Annotated in this window: 14 protein-coding genes; 4 read left to right on the top strand and 10 right to left on the bottom strand. The window is 70.9% G+C overall.

What is annotated here, in order from left to right; all coding sequences use genetic code 11:
* Window positions 1–51 precede the first annotated feature (51 nt).
* From HJD23_RS22125 to HJD23_RS22095, 7 genes are all read right to left on the bottom strand, one after another.
* Window positions 52–1074: a VlmB-like protein gene (locus HJD23_RS22125; protein ID WP_232108161.1), complete on the bottom strand. Its 1023-nt coding sequence runs from the start codon at window positions 1072–1074 to the stop codon at window positions 52–54.
* A gap of 44 nt (window positions 1075–1118) precedes the next feature.
* Window positions 1119–2165 carry a DUF2156 domain-containing protein gene (locus tag HJD23_RS22120; protein ID WP_171112086.1) on the bottom strand — a complete coding sequence of 349 codons (1047 nt, stop codon included), beginning with the start codon at window positions 2163–2165 and terminating at the stop codon, window positions 1119–1121.
* Window positions 2162–2629, bottom strand: coding sequence for a hypothetical protein (locus tag HJD23_RS22115; protein WP_171112087.1), 468 nt, complete (start codon window positions 2627–2629; stop codon window positions 2162–2164). Before HJD23_RS22115 ends, HJD23_RS22120 begins: the two co-directional genes overlap by 4 nt.
* A gap of 5 nt (window positions 2630–2634) precedes the next feature.
* On the bottom strand, window positions 2635–3555 hold the full coding sequence (locus tag HJD23_RS22110; protein WP_171112088.1) for an SAM-dependent methyltransferase: 921 nt from the start codon (window positions 3553–3555) through the stop codon (window positions 2635–2637).
* Between the two features lie 130 nt (window positions 3556–3685).
* Complete coding sequence (locus HJD23_RS22105; protein WP_171112089.1) at window positions 3686–5239, bottom strand: AarF/UbiB family protein; 1554 nt, start codon at window positions 5237–5239, stop codon at window positions 3686–3688.
* Between the two features lie 191 nt (window positions 5240–5430).
* Entirely contained in the window at window positions 5431–6105 is a 675-nt protein-coding gene (locus HJD23_RS22100; protein WP_171111887.1) for a hypothetical protein, read from the bottom strand.
* Between the two features lie 103 nt (window positions 6106–6208).
* Window positions 6209–6739, bottom strand: coding sequence for a sigma-70 family RNA polymerase sigma factor (locus HJD23_RS22095; RefSeq protein ID WP_240980783.1), 531 nt, complete (start codon window positions 6737–6739; stop codon window positions 6209–6211).
* Between the two features lie 618 nt (window positions 6740–7357).
* Here HJD23_RS22095 and HJD23_RS22090 point away from each other — a divergent pair.
* A complete protein-coding gene (locus tag HJD23_RS22090; RefSeq protein WP_171112091.1) occupies window positions 7358–7840 on the top strand; it encodes a DUF5994 family protein in 483 nt (160 codons plus the stop codon).
* A 37-nt stretch (window positions 7841–7877) separates the two neighbouring features.
* On the opposite strand, the gene HJD23_RS22085 is transcribed toward HJD23_RS22090, so the two are convergent.
* From HJD23_RS22085 to HJD23_RS22075, 3 genes are all read right to left on the bottom strand, one after another.
* Entirely contained in the window at window positions 7878–9071 is a 1194-nt protein-coding gene (locus tag HJD23_RS22085) for a PP2C family protein-serine/threonine phosphatase (protein ID WP_171112092.1), read from the bottom strand.
* Window positions 9072–9145: 74 nt separating this feature from the next.
* Window positions 9146–9646, bottom strand: coding sequence for a DUF5994 family protein (locus HJD23_RS22080; RefSeq protein ID WP_232108162.1), 501 nt, complete (start codon window positions 9644–9646; stop codon window positions 9146–9148).
* 104 nt (window positions 9647–9750) lie between these two features.
* Window positions 9751–10707: an STAS domain-containing protein gene (locus tag HJD23_RS22075; RefSeq protein ID WP_240980782.1), complete on the bottom strand. Its 957-nt coding sequence runs from the start codon at window positions 10705–10707 to the stop codon at window positions 9751–9753.
* 517 nt (window positions 10708–11224) lie between these two features.
* Here HJD23_RS22075 and HJD23_RS22070 point away from each other — a divergent pair.
* From HJD23_RS22070 to HJD23_RS22060, 3 genes are all read left to right on the top strand, one after another.
* Entirely contained in the window at window positions 11225–11533 is a 309-nt protein-coding gene (locus tag HJD23_RS22070; protein ID WP_171112094.1) for a hypothetical protein, read from the top strand.
* 104 nt (window positions 11534–11637) lie between these two features.
* Window positions 11638–12852 carry a helix-turn-helix transcriptional regulator gene (locus HJD23_RS22065; RefSeq protein ID WP_171112095.1) on the top strand — a complete coding sequence of 405 codons (1215 nt, stop codon included), beginning with the start codon at window positions 11638–11640 and terminating at the stop codon, window positions 12850–12852.
* 121 nt (window positions 12853–12973) lie between these two features.
* Window positions 12974–13600 carry a hypothetical protein gene (locus HJD23_RS22060; RefSeq protein WP_171112096.1) on the top strand — a complete coding sequence of 209 codons (627 nt, stop codon included), beginning with the start codon at window positions 12974–12976 and terminating at the stop codon, window positions 13598–13600.
* The last annotated feature ends 271 nt before the right edge of the window (window positions 13601–13871 follow it).

Raw genomic sequence — 13871 nt, 5'->3', positions numbered from 1 at the left:
GCGGTGCCCTTTCACACTCGGAGCCATCGGGAACGCGGGCGTGGGAGGGGCTCACGGCGCCAGCCCCATGTCGGCGAGCCGTGCCCGCTGCGTGGTGTGCGCCCATTCCGCGGCGGTGCGCATCCGTTCCTCCGCCGTGGTGTCGACGAGCCGGCGGCCGGGCCACACCTCGTAGTCGCCCGCGAGGTCCCGGTGCTGTTCGAGGCCCTGCTGGTAGAGCTGCTCACGCCGGAAGGTCAGGTCCTGGACGGGCAGTTGGGCCCACAGCCGGGTGCCGCGCTCGATGAGTGCGGCGATACGGTCGCGTTCGTGCGGGTACCGGCGCAGATGACGGCGGACGATGGTGGTGCCGACCGACAGGTGGCGGATCTCGTCGATGCCGGCGGCGCGTTCGATCTCAGCGGCGGCCGGATCGAAGGGCCGCCACTTGCGCTCGCTCAGCTCCGCCGTGGGGGCGAGGACCCCCTCGACCAGGACGGTGAGCGTGATGACCCCGCCGATGTAGTCCCGCCCGTCGCGCAGCACCTCCAGCCCGAACTCCTCCAGCGGAGTGAGTACGGCGTCCCGGTCGGGGCCCGCCAGGTCCTCCATGGTGCCCTCCACATCGGCTTCCAGGACGCCGAGTTCGAGGAGATGGCCGCGGAAGGCGTAGGCGTGGCGGGCCTCGTCCATCAGCTGGGTGGTGTAGAAGTCCATCCCGGCGAGGTCGGGGGCGTGCGCGACCAGGTGGGAGATCGCGCGGGCCGCCTTCTCCTCGGCCATGGAGCGGAAGGCCAGCTCCTGCATGACCGCCTGCCGCAGCGGGCCCTCGCGCAGCATGTGCTCGGGTACGGCCACGTCCGGGCTGCGGCCCATCGGGTGCCCGCCGAGGGTGCCCTCGGGCACGGCGCGGAACCAGTAGCCGAGGTCGCAGCCCTCCGGCGTCAGCTCGGCGTGCAGCGCGCCGTCGAGCAGGCTGGGGGCGCGGCGCCGGTCGGCCTCCGCAGGAATCTCGGGGGACTCGGCGGTCTCGGCGGGAACGGCGGTCTCGGCGGGAACGGCGGGAACGGACGTACGGTCGACGGATGTGGTCATCTCTGCCTTTCTGATCACGATCGGTACGGGAGTCCCGGCAGCGCTCACACGGCCCTGGTCAGCCGCATCAGCCGCCACACGGCGCCGGGCGTCACCCCGCCCTGGAAGGCGAGGTACTCGGGTTCGATCAGCTGGGGCCGCCACTTGAGCTTGAAGGACTCCTGCGAGGCGGCCGGGTAGATCGCCCGCCCCTTGGCAGCGACCAGCTCCAGACACCGCCGCAGCGCCCTGCTGCTGCGCGCGCCGGCGACATCGTCGGCGAAGTCGCAGGCGTCCGGCCGCAGTTGGACGAACGGCGTGAACCCCAGGTGAAGCCAGCCGCACTCCTCGTCCTGGAACCGGCGCAGGGCGGTGGCGAAGACCAGCTCCACCGTGCCGGGCGGGGCATCGGGCCGACGCCGGGTCAGGTCGTACAGCCATCCCGAACGCTCCCCGAAAACGGGCGAGTACGACACGTAGGCGACGGTCCGTCCGGCGTGCCGGGCGGTGAACAGCCGCCGGTACGGGGCGCCGGGGCCGCCCCGCTCGCCGATGAGGAAGTCCAGCTCCTTCACATGGCGGCCCTTGTCGCGCAGCCACGCCTGGTCCACGCCGTCCAGAGCCTCGGTCACCAGTGGGCTGTCCCACTCCGCGGGCGCCACCTCCCTGACGGTCACGCCCTCGCGGCGGGCCCGGTTGACCATGTTGCGGACCTTGACCATGCGCTGCCCGCCGAGGCCGTAGCCGTCCAGGTGGATGCTGAAGGAGGCGCCGAACTGGTTGACGGTGAACCCGTGACCGGCGTGCAGTGCGGCGGCGGCACGCGGCAGTTGGACCCCGGCCACCCGGCGCCCCTCGTCCGCGGCCCGCGCCAGCAGGGCGCCCAGCAGCCGCTCCCGGTCGGCGGCCGCGCACACGGGCCCGCCCAGCTCGAACAGATGCCGGCGGCCGCCCTCCCGGTAGGGGACGAAGCCGTCGACGCCGTCCGCGCGGAAGCGGCGGTTGCCCGCGTTCAGGGCGAGGAAGGCGCTGCTGTGCCCGGCGTGGCGGCGCAGCAGCTCGTACGCCTGCTCGTCGGTGAGGGACGGGGCGGCCTCGCGGACGCCGCTCACCGGGCCGCCGCCCGGTACCAGGGCACCGTCGCGAAGTCCCGCAGCGCGGACTGGACGGCGGGATGCGGGCGGGGCTCGAAGGACACCGTGAAGGGTTTGACGAAGTTGCCGAACAGGGCGCGGTCGCCGAACAGATGGATCGGCAGCACCAGCAGCGCCCACTCCCAGCCGCTCACCAGCACCCACGCGCCGAGCACGGCGCCCTGCACGGCCAGGCTGTGCATGGTGTTGTACAGCACGTAGTAGACGCGGGAGATGCGCCGGTCGGGGTTGCGGTGGTAGGCGAGGGCGCCGGGCAGGTAGCCGATGACGTCGACGTACAGAAAGAGCAGGGCGGCGACCCACCAGCGCACCTCGTGCAGATGTGCCAGGAAGAACCCGGCGGCCACGAGCAGCCCGCACAGGTACTCCAGGCGCAGCAGCCGGTAGGTGGTCGGCGTCTGGCACAGGTTCCGTCCGTCCACGCCGGTCACCGCCCGCCGGCCGGCCGGGCCGCGGTCACCAGGATCATGCTCCGGGTCTCCAGGCCGGGGTGGGCGGCGAGATGGGGCGCGAAGCGGGCCACGGCGTACGGCAGTCCGAGCAGGTCGGCGACCCGCGCCTGCCAGTCCCGCTCGCCCCACCACTTCTCGGCGTCGGCCAGGTGCCACACCCAGGGCGTGCCGGAGCCGGACAGGGCCTCCAGCCAGGGCCGTACGAAGGGCGAGTCGGCGGCGTCGGCGTTCAGGCACTCCGCGCCGAGGGTGCTGCCGGGCGCGGACAGCTCACCCGTGACGGCGACGAGCCGGTCCACGGCCTCGGGCGGCAGATAGAACAGCAGCCCCTCGCACAGCCAGGCGGTGGGCTGCCCGGCGTCGAACCCGGCGGCGCACAGGGCGCCGCCCCAGTCGGCGAGCAGATCGGCGGCGACAGGCGCGCGCCGCGCGGCGGTGGGGGTACGGCCCTGAAGCACCTGCTCCTTGAACGCGTGCACGGCCGGCAGGTCGACCTCGAAGACCTGCACGCCGTCGGGCCACTTCAACCGGTACGCGCGGGTGTCCAGTCCGGCGCCGAGCAGCACGACCTGACGGATGCCGCGGGCGCGGGTCGCGTCGAGGAGGTGGTCGTCGAAGAAGCGGGTGCGTACGGCGAGCCAGTCCGGCAGCACCTGCTGCAGCAGCCCGGCGCCTGGCGGGGTCCCGGCGTCCCGCGCCCGGGTCAGGAACTCGGCCGCCAGCGGATCGTGGAACAGCGCGTCGGGCCGCTCGGACTCCTGCGCCCGCATCCGGACGGTCCAGAGCGCGGTGGCGGAGACGCCGGGCAGGCCGGTGGGGGTGTTGCCGGTGGGGGTGTTGCCGGTGGGGGTGTTGCCGGTGGGGGTGTTGTCGTCGTACGGGAGGGGCTGGGGCATGGGTGAGGCCCTTCGGAAATGTGGAGGTGAAAACCGGAGGAGCGGGGATCCCGACCCGGATGTGGCGAGGTCGGCTGTGGCGGATCCCGATCCGGATGTGGCGAGGTCGGGGCTGTCGCGCAGCCGCTGATCAGCGCGGCGGCCGGCGTCGGTCGAACAGCAGGGCCGCCGCACCCAGCGCCATCAGCACGGGCGACGGCTTCCAGGCGCGCTGGCCGCCCATCGCGGCCGGGGTGTACGGCTCCTGGACCTGGAGGGCGAAACGGCGGTTCGCGGCGTCGGCGAGCAGCCCGCGCCACTGCTCCGGTCCCGTCGTCACGGCCGCCAGCAGGTCCATCGTGTTGCGGGCGGCCTGGTCGAGGGAGAAGTACTCGCGCAGCAGGGCGACGATGATGCCGCGGGCCTCCGCCTTGAAGACCTCCGCGAGGGCAATGTCCGGGGCCAGGCAGCGCACCGAACCCTCCAGGTTCGCGAAGGACTTGCCGAGCAGGGAGATCGACGGCGCGGAGCCGATGCCGCGTCGGGTCGCCTTCTCCAGGACGGTGGTCAGCGACACCCCGAAGTTGATGTCCTCCAGGGAGGCCGTGGCGACCTTGGGCACGAGTGCGGCCATGTCGGAGGCGAACGCGGGCAGATTGGACCAGGCCGTGACCCGGCCCATCTCGGCCCACGCCCAGGCCAGTCCATGGCCGTCGTTCTGCGCGATGGACATCAGCAGGGGCAGCAGGCGCAGGCTGGTGCGGCGGTCGAGCCGGCCGACCATGCCCCAGTCGATGAGGGTGGCGGGGCCGCCGGGCAGCGCGAAGACGTTGCCGGCGTGCGGGTCGGCGTGGAACATCCGGTCGACGAAGTAGCCCCGGTACATGAACCGCAGCAGATCCTTGCCGATCTCCGTGCGCTCGCGGTCACTGAACGCGCGGCGGTCGAGGTGGCGTACGGAGGCGCCGGGCGCCAGCGACTGCACCAGCACCTTGGGGGTGGCGTGCACCACGCGGGGCACGTCGAGGGTGGGATAGCGGCGGATGTTCTCGCGGGCCTCGTCCATGTTGCGGGCCTCGCCGGTGAAGTCGAGCTCGGGCTCCATCGCGTCGAAGATCGAGTCGAGCATGGCCTCGACGTCGATGACCTCGTTGAAGCGGGGTGCGGTGCGGGCGACGATCCGGGACGCCTTGCGCATCAGGGCCATGTCGGCGCGGACGGTGTCACGGATGCCGGGCCGCTGCACCTTCACCACGGCGGGGCGTCCGCCGGGCAACTGAACCCGGTAGACCTGGGCGAGGGAGGCGGCGCCGAGCGGGCTGGTGGTGTCGACGTCGTCGAAGCACAGCTTCCAGTCCGGACCGAGTTCCTGCGCCAGCACCGGCTCGAACACGGAGAACGGCTGGACATCGACCCGGTCGTGCAGATTCTGCAGCTCGGCGATCATCACCGGCGGCACCATGTCGGGCCGGGTGGACAGGATCTGCCCGAGCTTCACATAGAACGGGCCGAGACTCTCCAACGCCTTCCGCACGGCCCGCGCCCGCCGGACACCGTCCCCTGCGGAGGGGGTCGTCGGAGGCGGAGCGCCCGGATCCTGCCCGGCCCGCCGACGAACCCGCGCCACGTGCCCGACCTCGTCCGCGACGAGGCCACCCAGCACCTTGACCACCAGCCGCAGCCGGTTCCCGAGCGGCGCACTCATGTGCGGCGACCTCCTGAATCGTGACGTTGTGTGGTCGGTCCGACAGGTCCCCGGGGGCCCATCCCGCAGGGACGGCACCGACCGGTTGGGGCGCGGCCGCCACCCGTCACGGCGGCCGCGGAACGTACGGGGTGTACGGGACGGGGTGTGGTGTACGGGACGGGATGTACCGGACGGGATGTACGGCGCGGCTACGTCGCCTTGCGCGCCGCAGGTGTGCGGCCACCGCCGGTGACGGCGCCGGTGACCTGCTGGACGTTCTCCAGCACCTGCACCAGGTTGGCGACCAGCTCGGTGAGCTGGGAGAGCTGACGGGGCAGTTGGGTCAGGCCCTCGGCCATGTCCGTCGCCCCCGACACGGCCGAGGCGGCACCGCCGGCCACCTGCCCGAGCGCCCCGAGCGGCCCCCCGCCGGCGAGGGCGGCCACCGGGTTCGCGGCACCTGCGGCGCCGGTGAGCGCGGCGAGCGGATTACCGACCCCGGCTGCCCCGGCCGCCCCGGTGAGCGCGGCCAGCGGATTCGCGGCCCCGGCCGCTCCGGTGACCGCCGCGAGCGGGTTGCCCGCGGCGCCGGTCAGTGCGGCCAGTGGATTGCCGGCGCCGCCGTGCGCCGCGGCGTTCGCGGCGTTGGCGAGGGCGGCCACCGGGTTGGCGACCCCGCCCAGGGCGGACAGCGCGCTGACGGTGCGCAGCACGTCACCGGGCAGCCCGGTCAGCGCCTGCACGGACTGCGCCGGGCCGAGCCATTCCAGGCCGTCCCGGTTGTCGCTCTTCCGGTCGAGAATTTCATCGAAGGCCTTCTTGGTGCTGTCGGCGATGTCGCCGATGAGATCCTTGATGGTGTCCTGCGTGTTGTTCTTCCCCACGCCCATTGCCTTTCGTCTCGCCAGTCTGCCAACAATTCGAGACAGCCCCTCGCGGAACTTGCGAAACTCACGGAACTCCCGAGCGAGAATTCCATGAAATCCGCTAGGCCGCCGCCCCGTCCAGCGCACGCGCACACACCAGCCGCAACCGCGCCCGGCCCCGAGTAAACGCACCCTCGGCCGCCTTGACCGAAATTCGATGCATACGCGCGAATTCCAGGGTGGAGATGCCCTGTGCCCGGGCGAGCACCACCTGCCGCTCCCGCCCGCGCAGCAGGTCCACCTGCCCGAGGAGCCAGCGCCCGAAGTCCTTGTCGCACACGCCCTCGTCGGGCAGCTCGGGCACCCCCACCTGTACGGCCCGGCGCAGCAGCCGGTGGCGCCGTTCCTGCTCGCGGTAGTGGTCGGCGCACAGCCGCAGCGCGACCGCGGTGAGAAACGGCCCGATCCGCTCGCGGTCCAGGTTGCCGTGCGCGGCGGCCCGCACCATGGCCTCCTGGACGCAGTCCTCGGCGTCCTGCGCATTCGGCAGCCGGCGCCGGACCAGCCGCAGGAGCCGTTCCCGGTGGCCGGCGATCTCGACCCAGGACAATTCCCGACCGGCGTCCTTGTCCTTGCCGTTGTCCTTGGACACCGAAAAACCAGGTGAACGGTGAAATTCTCTGGAGCAATTCACGAAATCCCCTCCGCCCATCACCCGAAAACTGTCCGGCCGACCCCGGGGACAAACGGGCGCATTGGACGTCCACTCATCCGCATGAACCCCATCGAACGCCCCCACACAGGGCCCCACTTCATGCTAAAAATCGAGAACCGAAGCACCTGACGACCCGTTTTCTCAACAGGTTGGCCAACCGCTTATCACTGCGGAAACGTGCCGCCGCCACACAGAAACGTGCCATCACTGGTCAGAGCCTCACCGCGGCTGTGCTGCGGCCCGTGATCAGGAGGACCTGGCCGTCCACAGCCGCGCACACCTGAACGCCGTCGCCGCCGAACCGAACAGCAGGCCCGGCAAGACGCTCGCCCGGGAAACACCGGTCCAGCTCGTCCTCGAGACACCGTTCACCCTCACAGACGCCTCGGGCCACCAGGCCCTTCTGACGCCGGCCACCGGACGCACCCTGACCCTCGGCTTCGACGACGGCACTCGGCTCGCCGGTGCTCGGGGTGATGGGGAGTAGCGTGGTCAGAGGCATCAGAGGCGAGGCGCGTCCCGTGTTCGCTGCCGGATCCCGAACGGGTGGTCCTCATGACCGACTCCGACACATCCCCTGGTCCCCGGCATCTGCCGAGCGGCATCCGTCAGACGGTACGGCCGGGGTGTGCACTGCTCCGGCTGGAAACGACGGCGTCGCGCGAAGGGGTTCTCGACGGGGCGTGGTGGCCGAGGTCCCATGACATCGGTGCGGAGTTGCCGGCGCTGCTGGACGCGCTCGCGGAGCACCTCGGCCCCCTGAGCCGGGTCGGGCTGGACGCCACGGCCTGGGAGGGGCTCCCGACGCGGATCGTCATCGATGACTGCGTGGTGCACGTGGACTCCTTCCCGGTGGGTGATGACACCATCTTGATCACCCGGGGCGACAGGGACCACTTCTCGCTACTGGTCATCCCGCCGGAGGCGACACCCGAGGCCGCTCACGCGGCGATGGCCCAAGCCGTCCTGGCCGGCAATGTCAGCTCTGCGGAGCAGATCCTCATCAATACAGGAGGCGGACAGACGGCGTCGGGCTGATGAGCCGCCCCGTACCGGAGCAGGCTCGGCGGTCCGGTCAACCGCGCCACTCCACCAGGAGCAGCGTCGCATCGTCCGTGGTCTGTCCGCCCCGCGCCCGCTTGAGTGTGTGCGACAGCGCACGCGCCACCGCCCGGACCCCGCGGCCGGTCCTCTCCAGCCCGTTCACCCAGTCGATCAACTGCTCCTCCCCGAACTGCTCCTCGCCCGCCGTGTGCTCCTCGATCAGCCCGTCGGTGAAGCACAGGACGCGATCTCCCCGTTCCAACCGCAGCTCACTGACCTCCGGCTCCGCACCACCAAGGCCCACGGGGAGAGTCGTCGGGCCGACGAGTCGGCGCGTGACACGGTGGTCGCGGACGAGTATCGGCGCGGGGTGTCCGGCGTTGACCCACTGCAGGTCGCCCGTTGTCGTGTCCAGCCGCATCATCTGCGCGGTGACGAAGTGGTCGGCGCCGAACTGTTTCGCCACGGCGTCGTCCATGAAGGCGTAGATCTCCGTCAGGCCGGTGCTCAGGCGGCGGGCGTAGCGGTAGGCGCCGATGGCCACGGTGGCCATCGTGGCCGCGCCGAGGCCGTGCCCCATCGCGTCGATCATGGCCAGGTGGAGGACGTCGCCGTTGAGCGCGTAGTCGAAGCTGTCCCCCGCCACGTCGTACGCGGGCTCCAGGACTCCGGCCAGGGCGACGCGCGGCATGATCATGGCCAGGGGCGGCAGCAGCGCCCACTGGATCTCGGCGGCCACGCTCATCGGTTCACGGCGTCGGGTACGGAAGAACAGGTCGGTATATCCGTGCTTGGTCACCAGCAGGTCGGCCACCAGAGCGGAGAGCCGGCGCAGCATGCGGCGGTCGTCGTCGTCGACCCGGTCCAGCGTCACGGCCAGGACGCCCACCTGGTCGCCGCCGTCGAGCAGCGGCAGGTGGACGCGTACACCGTCGCCCTCGGGCAGCTCGACAGGCAACGCACCGAGAAAGCAGCGGCCCGCGGCGGAATCGTCGATCGCCTGCGGGTCCCCGCCCGCCAGGCCCTCGCCGGGCAGGGGTACGAGCAGGAGTTGGCCGTAGTCCTGCAGCAGGATCTGCGGACGGCGGCCCCCCAGCCGCTCCATCATGTCGGCGACCAGTGGGCCAACGAGGTGGGGCGGAAGCTCATGCGCGCGATCGAGAACCGTCCCCAGGAGCGCTTCCCCGAAGCTCTCGGAGCGGTCCGTGCGCGGTTCGGCCGTCATCCGCTCACCCGACGTGATCTATGCGGACACGGGCGGCGGTGGCCGACGAAAGAGCTGCCTGTCCCATCAGTCCATCATGGGCTGTTCCGCTCCCTGGCGCTCTCCTGGCCGAAGCCGTTCTCGACGCGTGCCAGGATGCGCTGAGCCGACTGCGTGTTCCAGGGATCGGCGGCGGCCGTCAGCAGCCGACCGGCCGTTCCCGCCGGCTCGTCGGGCGGGACGACCAGCAGCTCCCAGCGTCCCACGGTGCCGCACTCCAGGGTGACGGCATGCGCTTCGTCGGCGGCGTCGCTCAGGACGACCTCGATCACGTGGTCGGGCGCCGACACCGTTCCCGGGGCGTCAGGCCACGCAGCAGCACCCACCATGACGCGGGTGACCGTACCGTGGCCGGGGTCCAACGAGCCCACGAGGGCGGGCAACTCCAACTCCAGGACGTCACACCGCGGCCACCATGCTCCGTCGAGCGGGCCGTGGCTGGACTCCGGGGTGAGGCTCAACCGCGCCAGCGGCATCCGGTACGTGTGCTCGTCATCCGGTGGCGTACCTTCGGCGGGCCGTGTGAGGGAGTCCATCGTGTGATCCCGTCCCGGGCAGCGAAGGTGCTGCCCTCGTTCGTCACTCGCCGGGAACGTCGCCGCCAGATCGTGCGCCCGACATGCTCTCGGTGTCTCCCAGGCTACGCCCGGCCTGGGTCCAAGGCCCGAGGCGCCGGTACCGGCCCGTTCTCCGGGAACAGGACCAGCACGCAGGGCGCGCCCAGACCGGGCAGCCCCACCATCTCCCCGCAATTTCGCCAGCCCCAGGACTCGAAGACGGCCTGGCCGGCCTGGTCTGCCGGACGAATCAGGGCGACTCCGAGCGCGGTGTGCCGGTCGGCCAGCAGACGCTGTTGCAGACGGCGACCGATGTCTCGGCGCTGGGCGTGGTGATGCGCCACGACCTGGGTGAGGAGCAGGAACCGGGCACAGCCAGTGAGCCGCTGGACGCTCTCCTGCAACCCCCGCTCCGAACGGGCACCGGGGCCCACCGGGAATCCGAAGGCGCACCCCACCAGCACCGTCGTTTCGGCAACCAGCAACGCAAAGCCGGGCCGCCGGGCGCTGACGGCAAGCCGCCCCAAGAAGTCGCCCCGCTCCCGGTCCGCGTTCGCTGACAAGCCCGCGACGGGTTCCACGGCCAGGTCGGCGATGTCCTCGCTCATGTCCTCCGCCTGCCAGCGGGTCAGGCGGCGGAGACGGATCCCGTCCTTCCCTACTGGTGCACTGGCAGGGTCGCCGCCGCCCTGCTGCTCATCGGCCGACGGAGACGCATCCGGCAACTCACTGAGCAGGGAGGCGGAGCCGGTGACGGCGAGAAGTCGGGTGATCTGCGCGCACGGATGGTGCAGCCGCACGAAAGCATGCACCCGGTCCGCGTGTTGCGACGCCGTCAGGAAAACGTCCAGGCCCTTGGAGTCACAGGAGCCGACGGTGGTGAGATCGACGTCGATGCCGGTCACGCCGTCGCGCAGGCACTTCTCCAGCGCGGCCCGCAGCAAGGGAGCCGTGGCCGGTCCGATCGCGCCGGCGAGCGTGACGAGGGCCCGCTCTCCCCGGTCACGCCGGTGGATGTCCAGGCGCTGCACGACCGTCACGCCGCCCCTCGGCAGGGAAGGGCGATAACCGGGAAGCGTCGCGGAGTTGCTGTGATCGCGGTGGCCATGATGCCGACCCGTCTCCGCGCCGTCCGCTCGGGCGGCCCGGGTTTCGTCTCTCGCCGAGGACGACCCGACAGGAGAGTCGGAGTGCGTGATGCCCTCGGTACTTTCACCGTACGTCGCCGGCAACCGGGATGTGGCGCTGGGCAGACTCATCCGAGCCGAGCACACAGCCGACCCGAGCGCTGCGTAGCAGGTCAGAGGGCGTATCCCTCCCCCGCAACCGGTAGGCCCTGTGGGACTCGAATCCACGACCAATGGAGGACAGCACCCATGCGCATCTCCAGCATCGCCAAGAGCATCGTCGCCGGGGTCGCGGCCGGCACCACCGCCGCCGTCACGGCCGTGCAGGACAACGTCCTGACGACCGGCGAGGGCGTCACCATCGTCCTCGCCGTCCTCGGCGCCTGGGGCATCACCTGGGCCGTGCCGAACGGTCAGGCCAGAAAGGCTGATGACGACGCCCGACCCGGGCGTGTACATCAGCCCAGCGCAGATGTACCAGGAGGTGAGGGGACTGGCGGAAGCGGTCGGCCGGATCGAGACGAAAATCGACGGCATCCTGAACGAGACCAAGGACATCCGCACCGACCTCGCCGACCACGAGACCCGACTCCGCGCCCTGGAAGCCATGCCGAAGACCACCGACATCGAACCCCGCGTCACCACCCTGGAGAAGGGCCGCTGGCCACTGCCCACCATCGGCGTCCTCGGCGGCGTCGCCGGGGCAGCCACCGGCGCCATCGACCTCTTCGTCCGCTGACACCGCGGCCCGCTCTCCTTCGGGAGGGCGGGCCGCTTTCGTCATGCCCGGACCCACTTGTTGGCGCACGCTCTCGCGCTGCTCCGGCGGCGTACCGTGACAACGTGGCAAATGAAGACCTCGGGCGCACCCTCCGTCGCCTGCGCCGGCTGGCCTCCCTGACCCAAGAGGAACTGGCCGCCCGCTCGGGCGTATCTGTCGACGTGATCCGTCAGCTTGAGCAACGCCGCAAGCACTCAGCGCGGCTGCCCACGCTGCACGCCTTGGCCAACGGACTGGGAGTGGAACTGACCACGCTCCTGGGCGATCCGCCCGCAGTCTCCTCAACTGGCGAGAACGATGGACCACGGTTTGTGGCCGTGCGCCGGGCCATCATGCCCGTGCTCTGGGGGCCGGAACCGGAGCCACCAGGGCCAGACTTCACCCTGGACAAGCTTCGAGGGCAGATCGCAGACGGCTGGACGCAGTACCACGCCGCCGAGTTCGACACAGTGATGAAGGCCCTCCCGGACTTGATCTCTGACGCGCGCACCGCCACAGCGTGGGGCGAAGACCACGAGCGCAGCGCGGGTTTCGCAGCCCTGGGCAAAGCACTTCAGCTCGCCGGACACGTCGCGGTGCGTATGGGGAAGACGGACCTTGCGCTGACGAGCCTGGAACGGGGCATAGATGCCGCTCGGCAGTCGTCCGACCCCCTTCTGCTGCCGATGATCGTCAACTCCACGGCATGGGCCTACCAGCGACAAGGTCGCCTGGAGGACGCATTGAGCATCGCTCTCCGCGCCGCCGCCGACATGGTTGCAGCTGGTCATGACGGAACCGCAGACGGGTTGAAGGTTTGGGGTGCGCTCACCATGAGTGCCGCCACGTCGGCCGCACGGAGCGGCGACTACGACCGAGCAGCGGCGATGATGGAGACAGCGGAGAAGGAGGCCGCTCGCCTCTCGGAGCTTCCCGAGGGCGGCGACAACCGCATGGTCAGCGTGTTCAGCCCTTCGTCGGTCCGTATCGAACGCGTCCGACTCGCTGTCCAATACGGGCACCCGCACGACGCGCTGGCGCTCGCCAAGGGGATGCGACTCAGTAAGGACACCCCTCCGTCCTGGCGGACGTGGCTGCTGCTGGATGTCGCCCGCGCCCACACGGACATCGGGGACGCGGCCGGGGCAGTGAAGGCCCTGGAATCCCTGCGCCGGGTGGCACCAACCTGGATGCAGCACCACACATTGGCCGTGGCGATCGTGCGTGATCTGTGGGCGCTCCCCAACCACCCGCCGGGGCTCGGGGCGTTGGCGCAGTTCCTGGGGGTCAACGAATAGCGTCGCAAAACTGGGACGCACCGTCCCTGTCACTCTGTGTAGCTCGACGATTCCATAGCCGGACAGCGCCCCGGCGACCGCGTGAACGGCCCCGGGGCTTGGCCGACTGGTTGGAGTCGACATGGCGCACGGTACCGTCCCCGCCCGCAAACTGTCCGCAGTGCAGCCGCTGGAGCCTGAGCCCGGCGTACTCGTACACCCCGCTTCTGACCGGCGACTGGCCGTCGAGCACTGGTTGCTGTCGACGAAGCCTCGCGAGCGTCACAGCCAGATCCGCGCCGAGTGGAATGAGTACGGCGTAGCCCTGCTTCCCCTCGGCACCCTGTTCTCTGCAGTCCGCCTCCCCGGCGCCCTCATCCAGGCACTGGTCGCGAGCCGCAAGTCGCAGGACATCGACCTGTTCCTTGAGGAGGCCCTCCAGGGCCCGGTCATCTGCGATCCTCGCGGCTCCCGCTACTACGCCCTGGTGCCGGCCAGTGTGCCCCGCACGTGGCGGCAAGCCGTCGACGACTGGCGCGCCCATGCCGTGGATTGCCTGGGCCGTGACGCCTACCTGGGCGTCCCGCGAGTGGACGCCGTCGAGCCGCGCCCCTACGAGTCCTACTGGTCCGTGCCGATGCCGTCGGCGGCCTCGCTGTGCGCGCCGCTGTCGGTCGCGCGAGTCATTGCTGCGGGCGTTCACCGGCTTGCCGAGCTGGCGGCCGCGAGCGACGCGGCGCCCGGCATGTCGCCCTCAGACCACTCCTAGACTGGCGCGGTCCCCGCCACCCCTGCGAGAGGAAGCACCTCATGCGTCCCGAACGGTTCCAGGCCTTCACCCTCGACACGCTCAAGAACACGCCCGGAACCGTCCAGGTGCGCACCCTCGCGGACGCCGGAGACACCAAGCATCCGTTCGTGCGAGCTAACGATCACTACGGCCCCAGAAATGCCGTGAGCCCCAGTCCAGATGCCGTCAGAACTGGGGCTCCGTCGTAGGCCCTGTGGGACTCGAACCCACAACCAATGGATTAAAAGCG

Source organism: Streptomyces sp. Z423-1, from assembly GCF_013009255.1.
Taxonomy (GTDB): Bacteria; Actinomycetota; Actinomycetes; order Streptomycetales; family Streptomycetaceae; genus Streptomyces; species Streptomyces gossypiisoli.
Note: the sequence above shows the minus strand (reverse complement) of the source record. Positions and strands in the feature narration are given on the sequence as shown.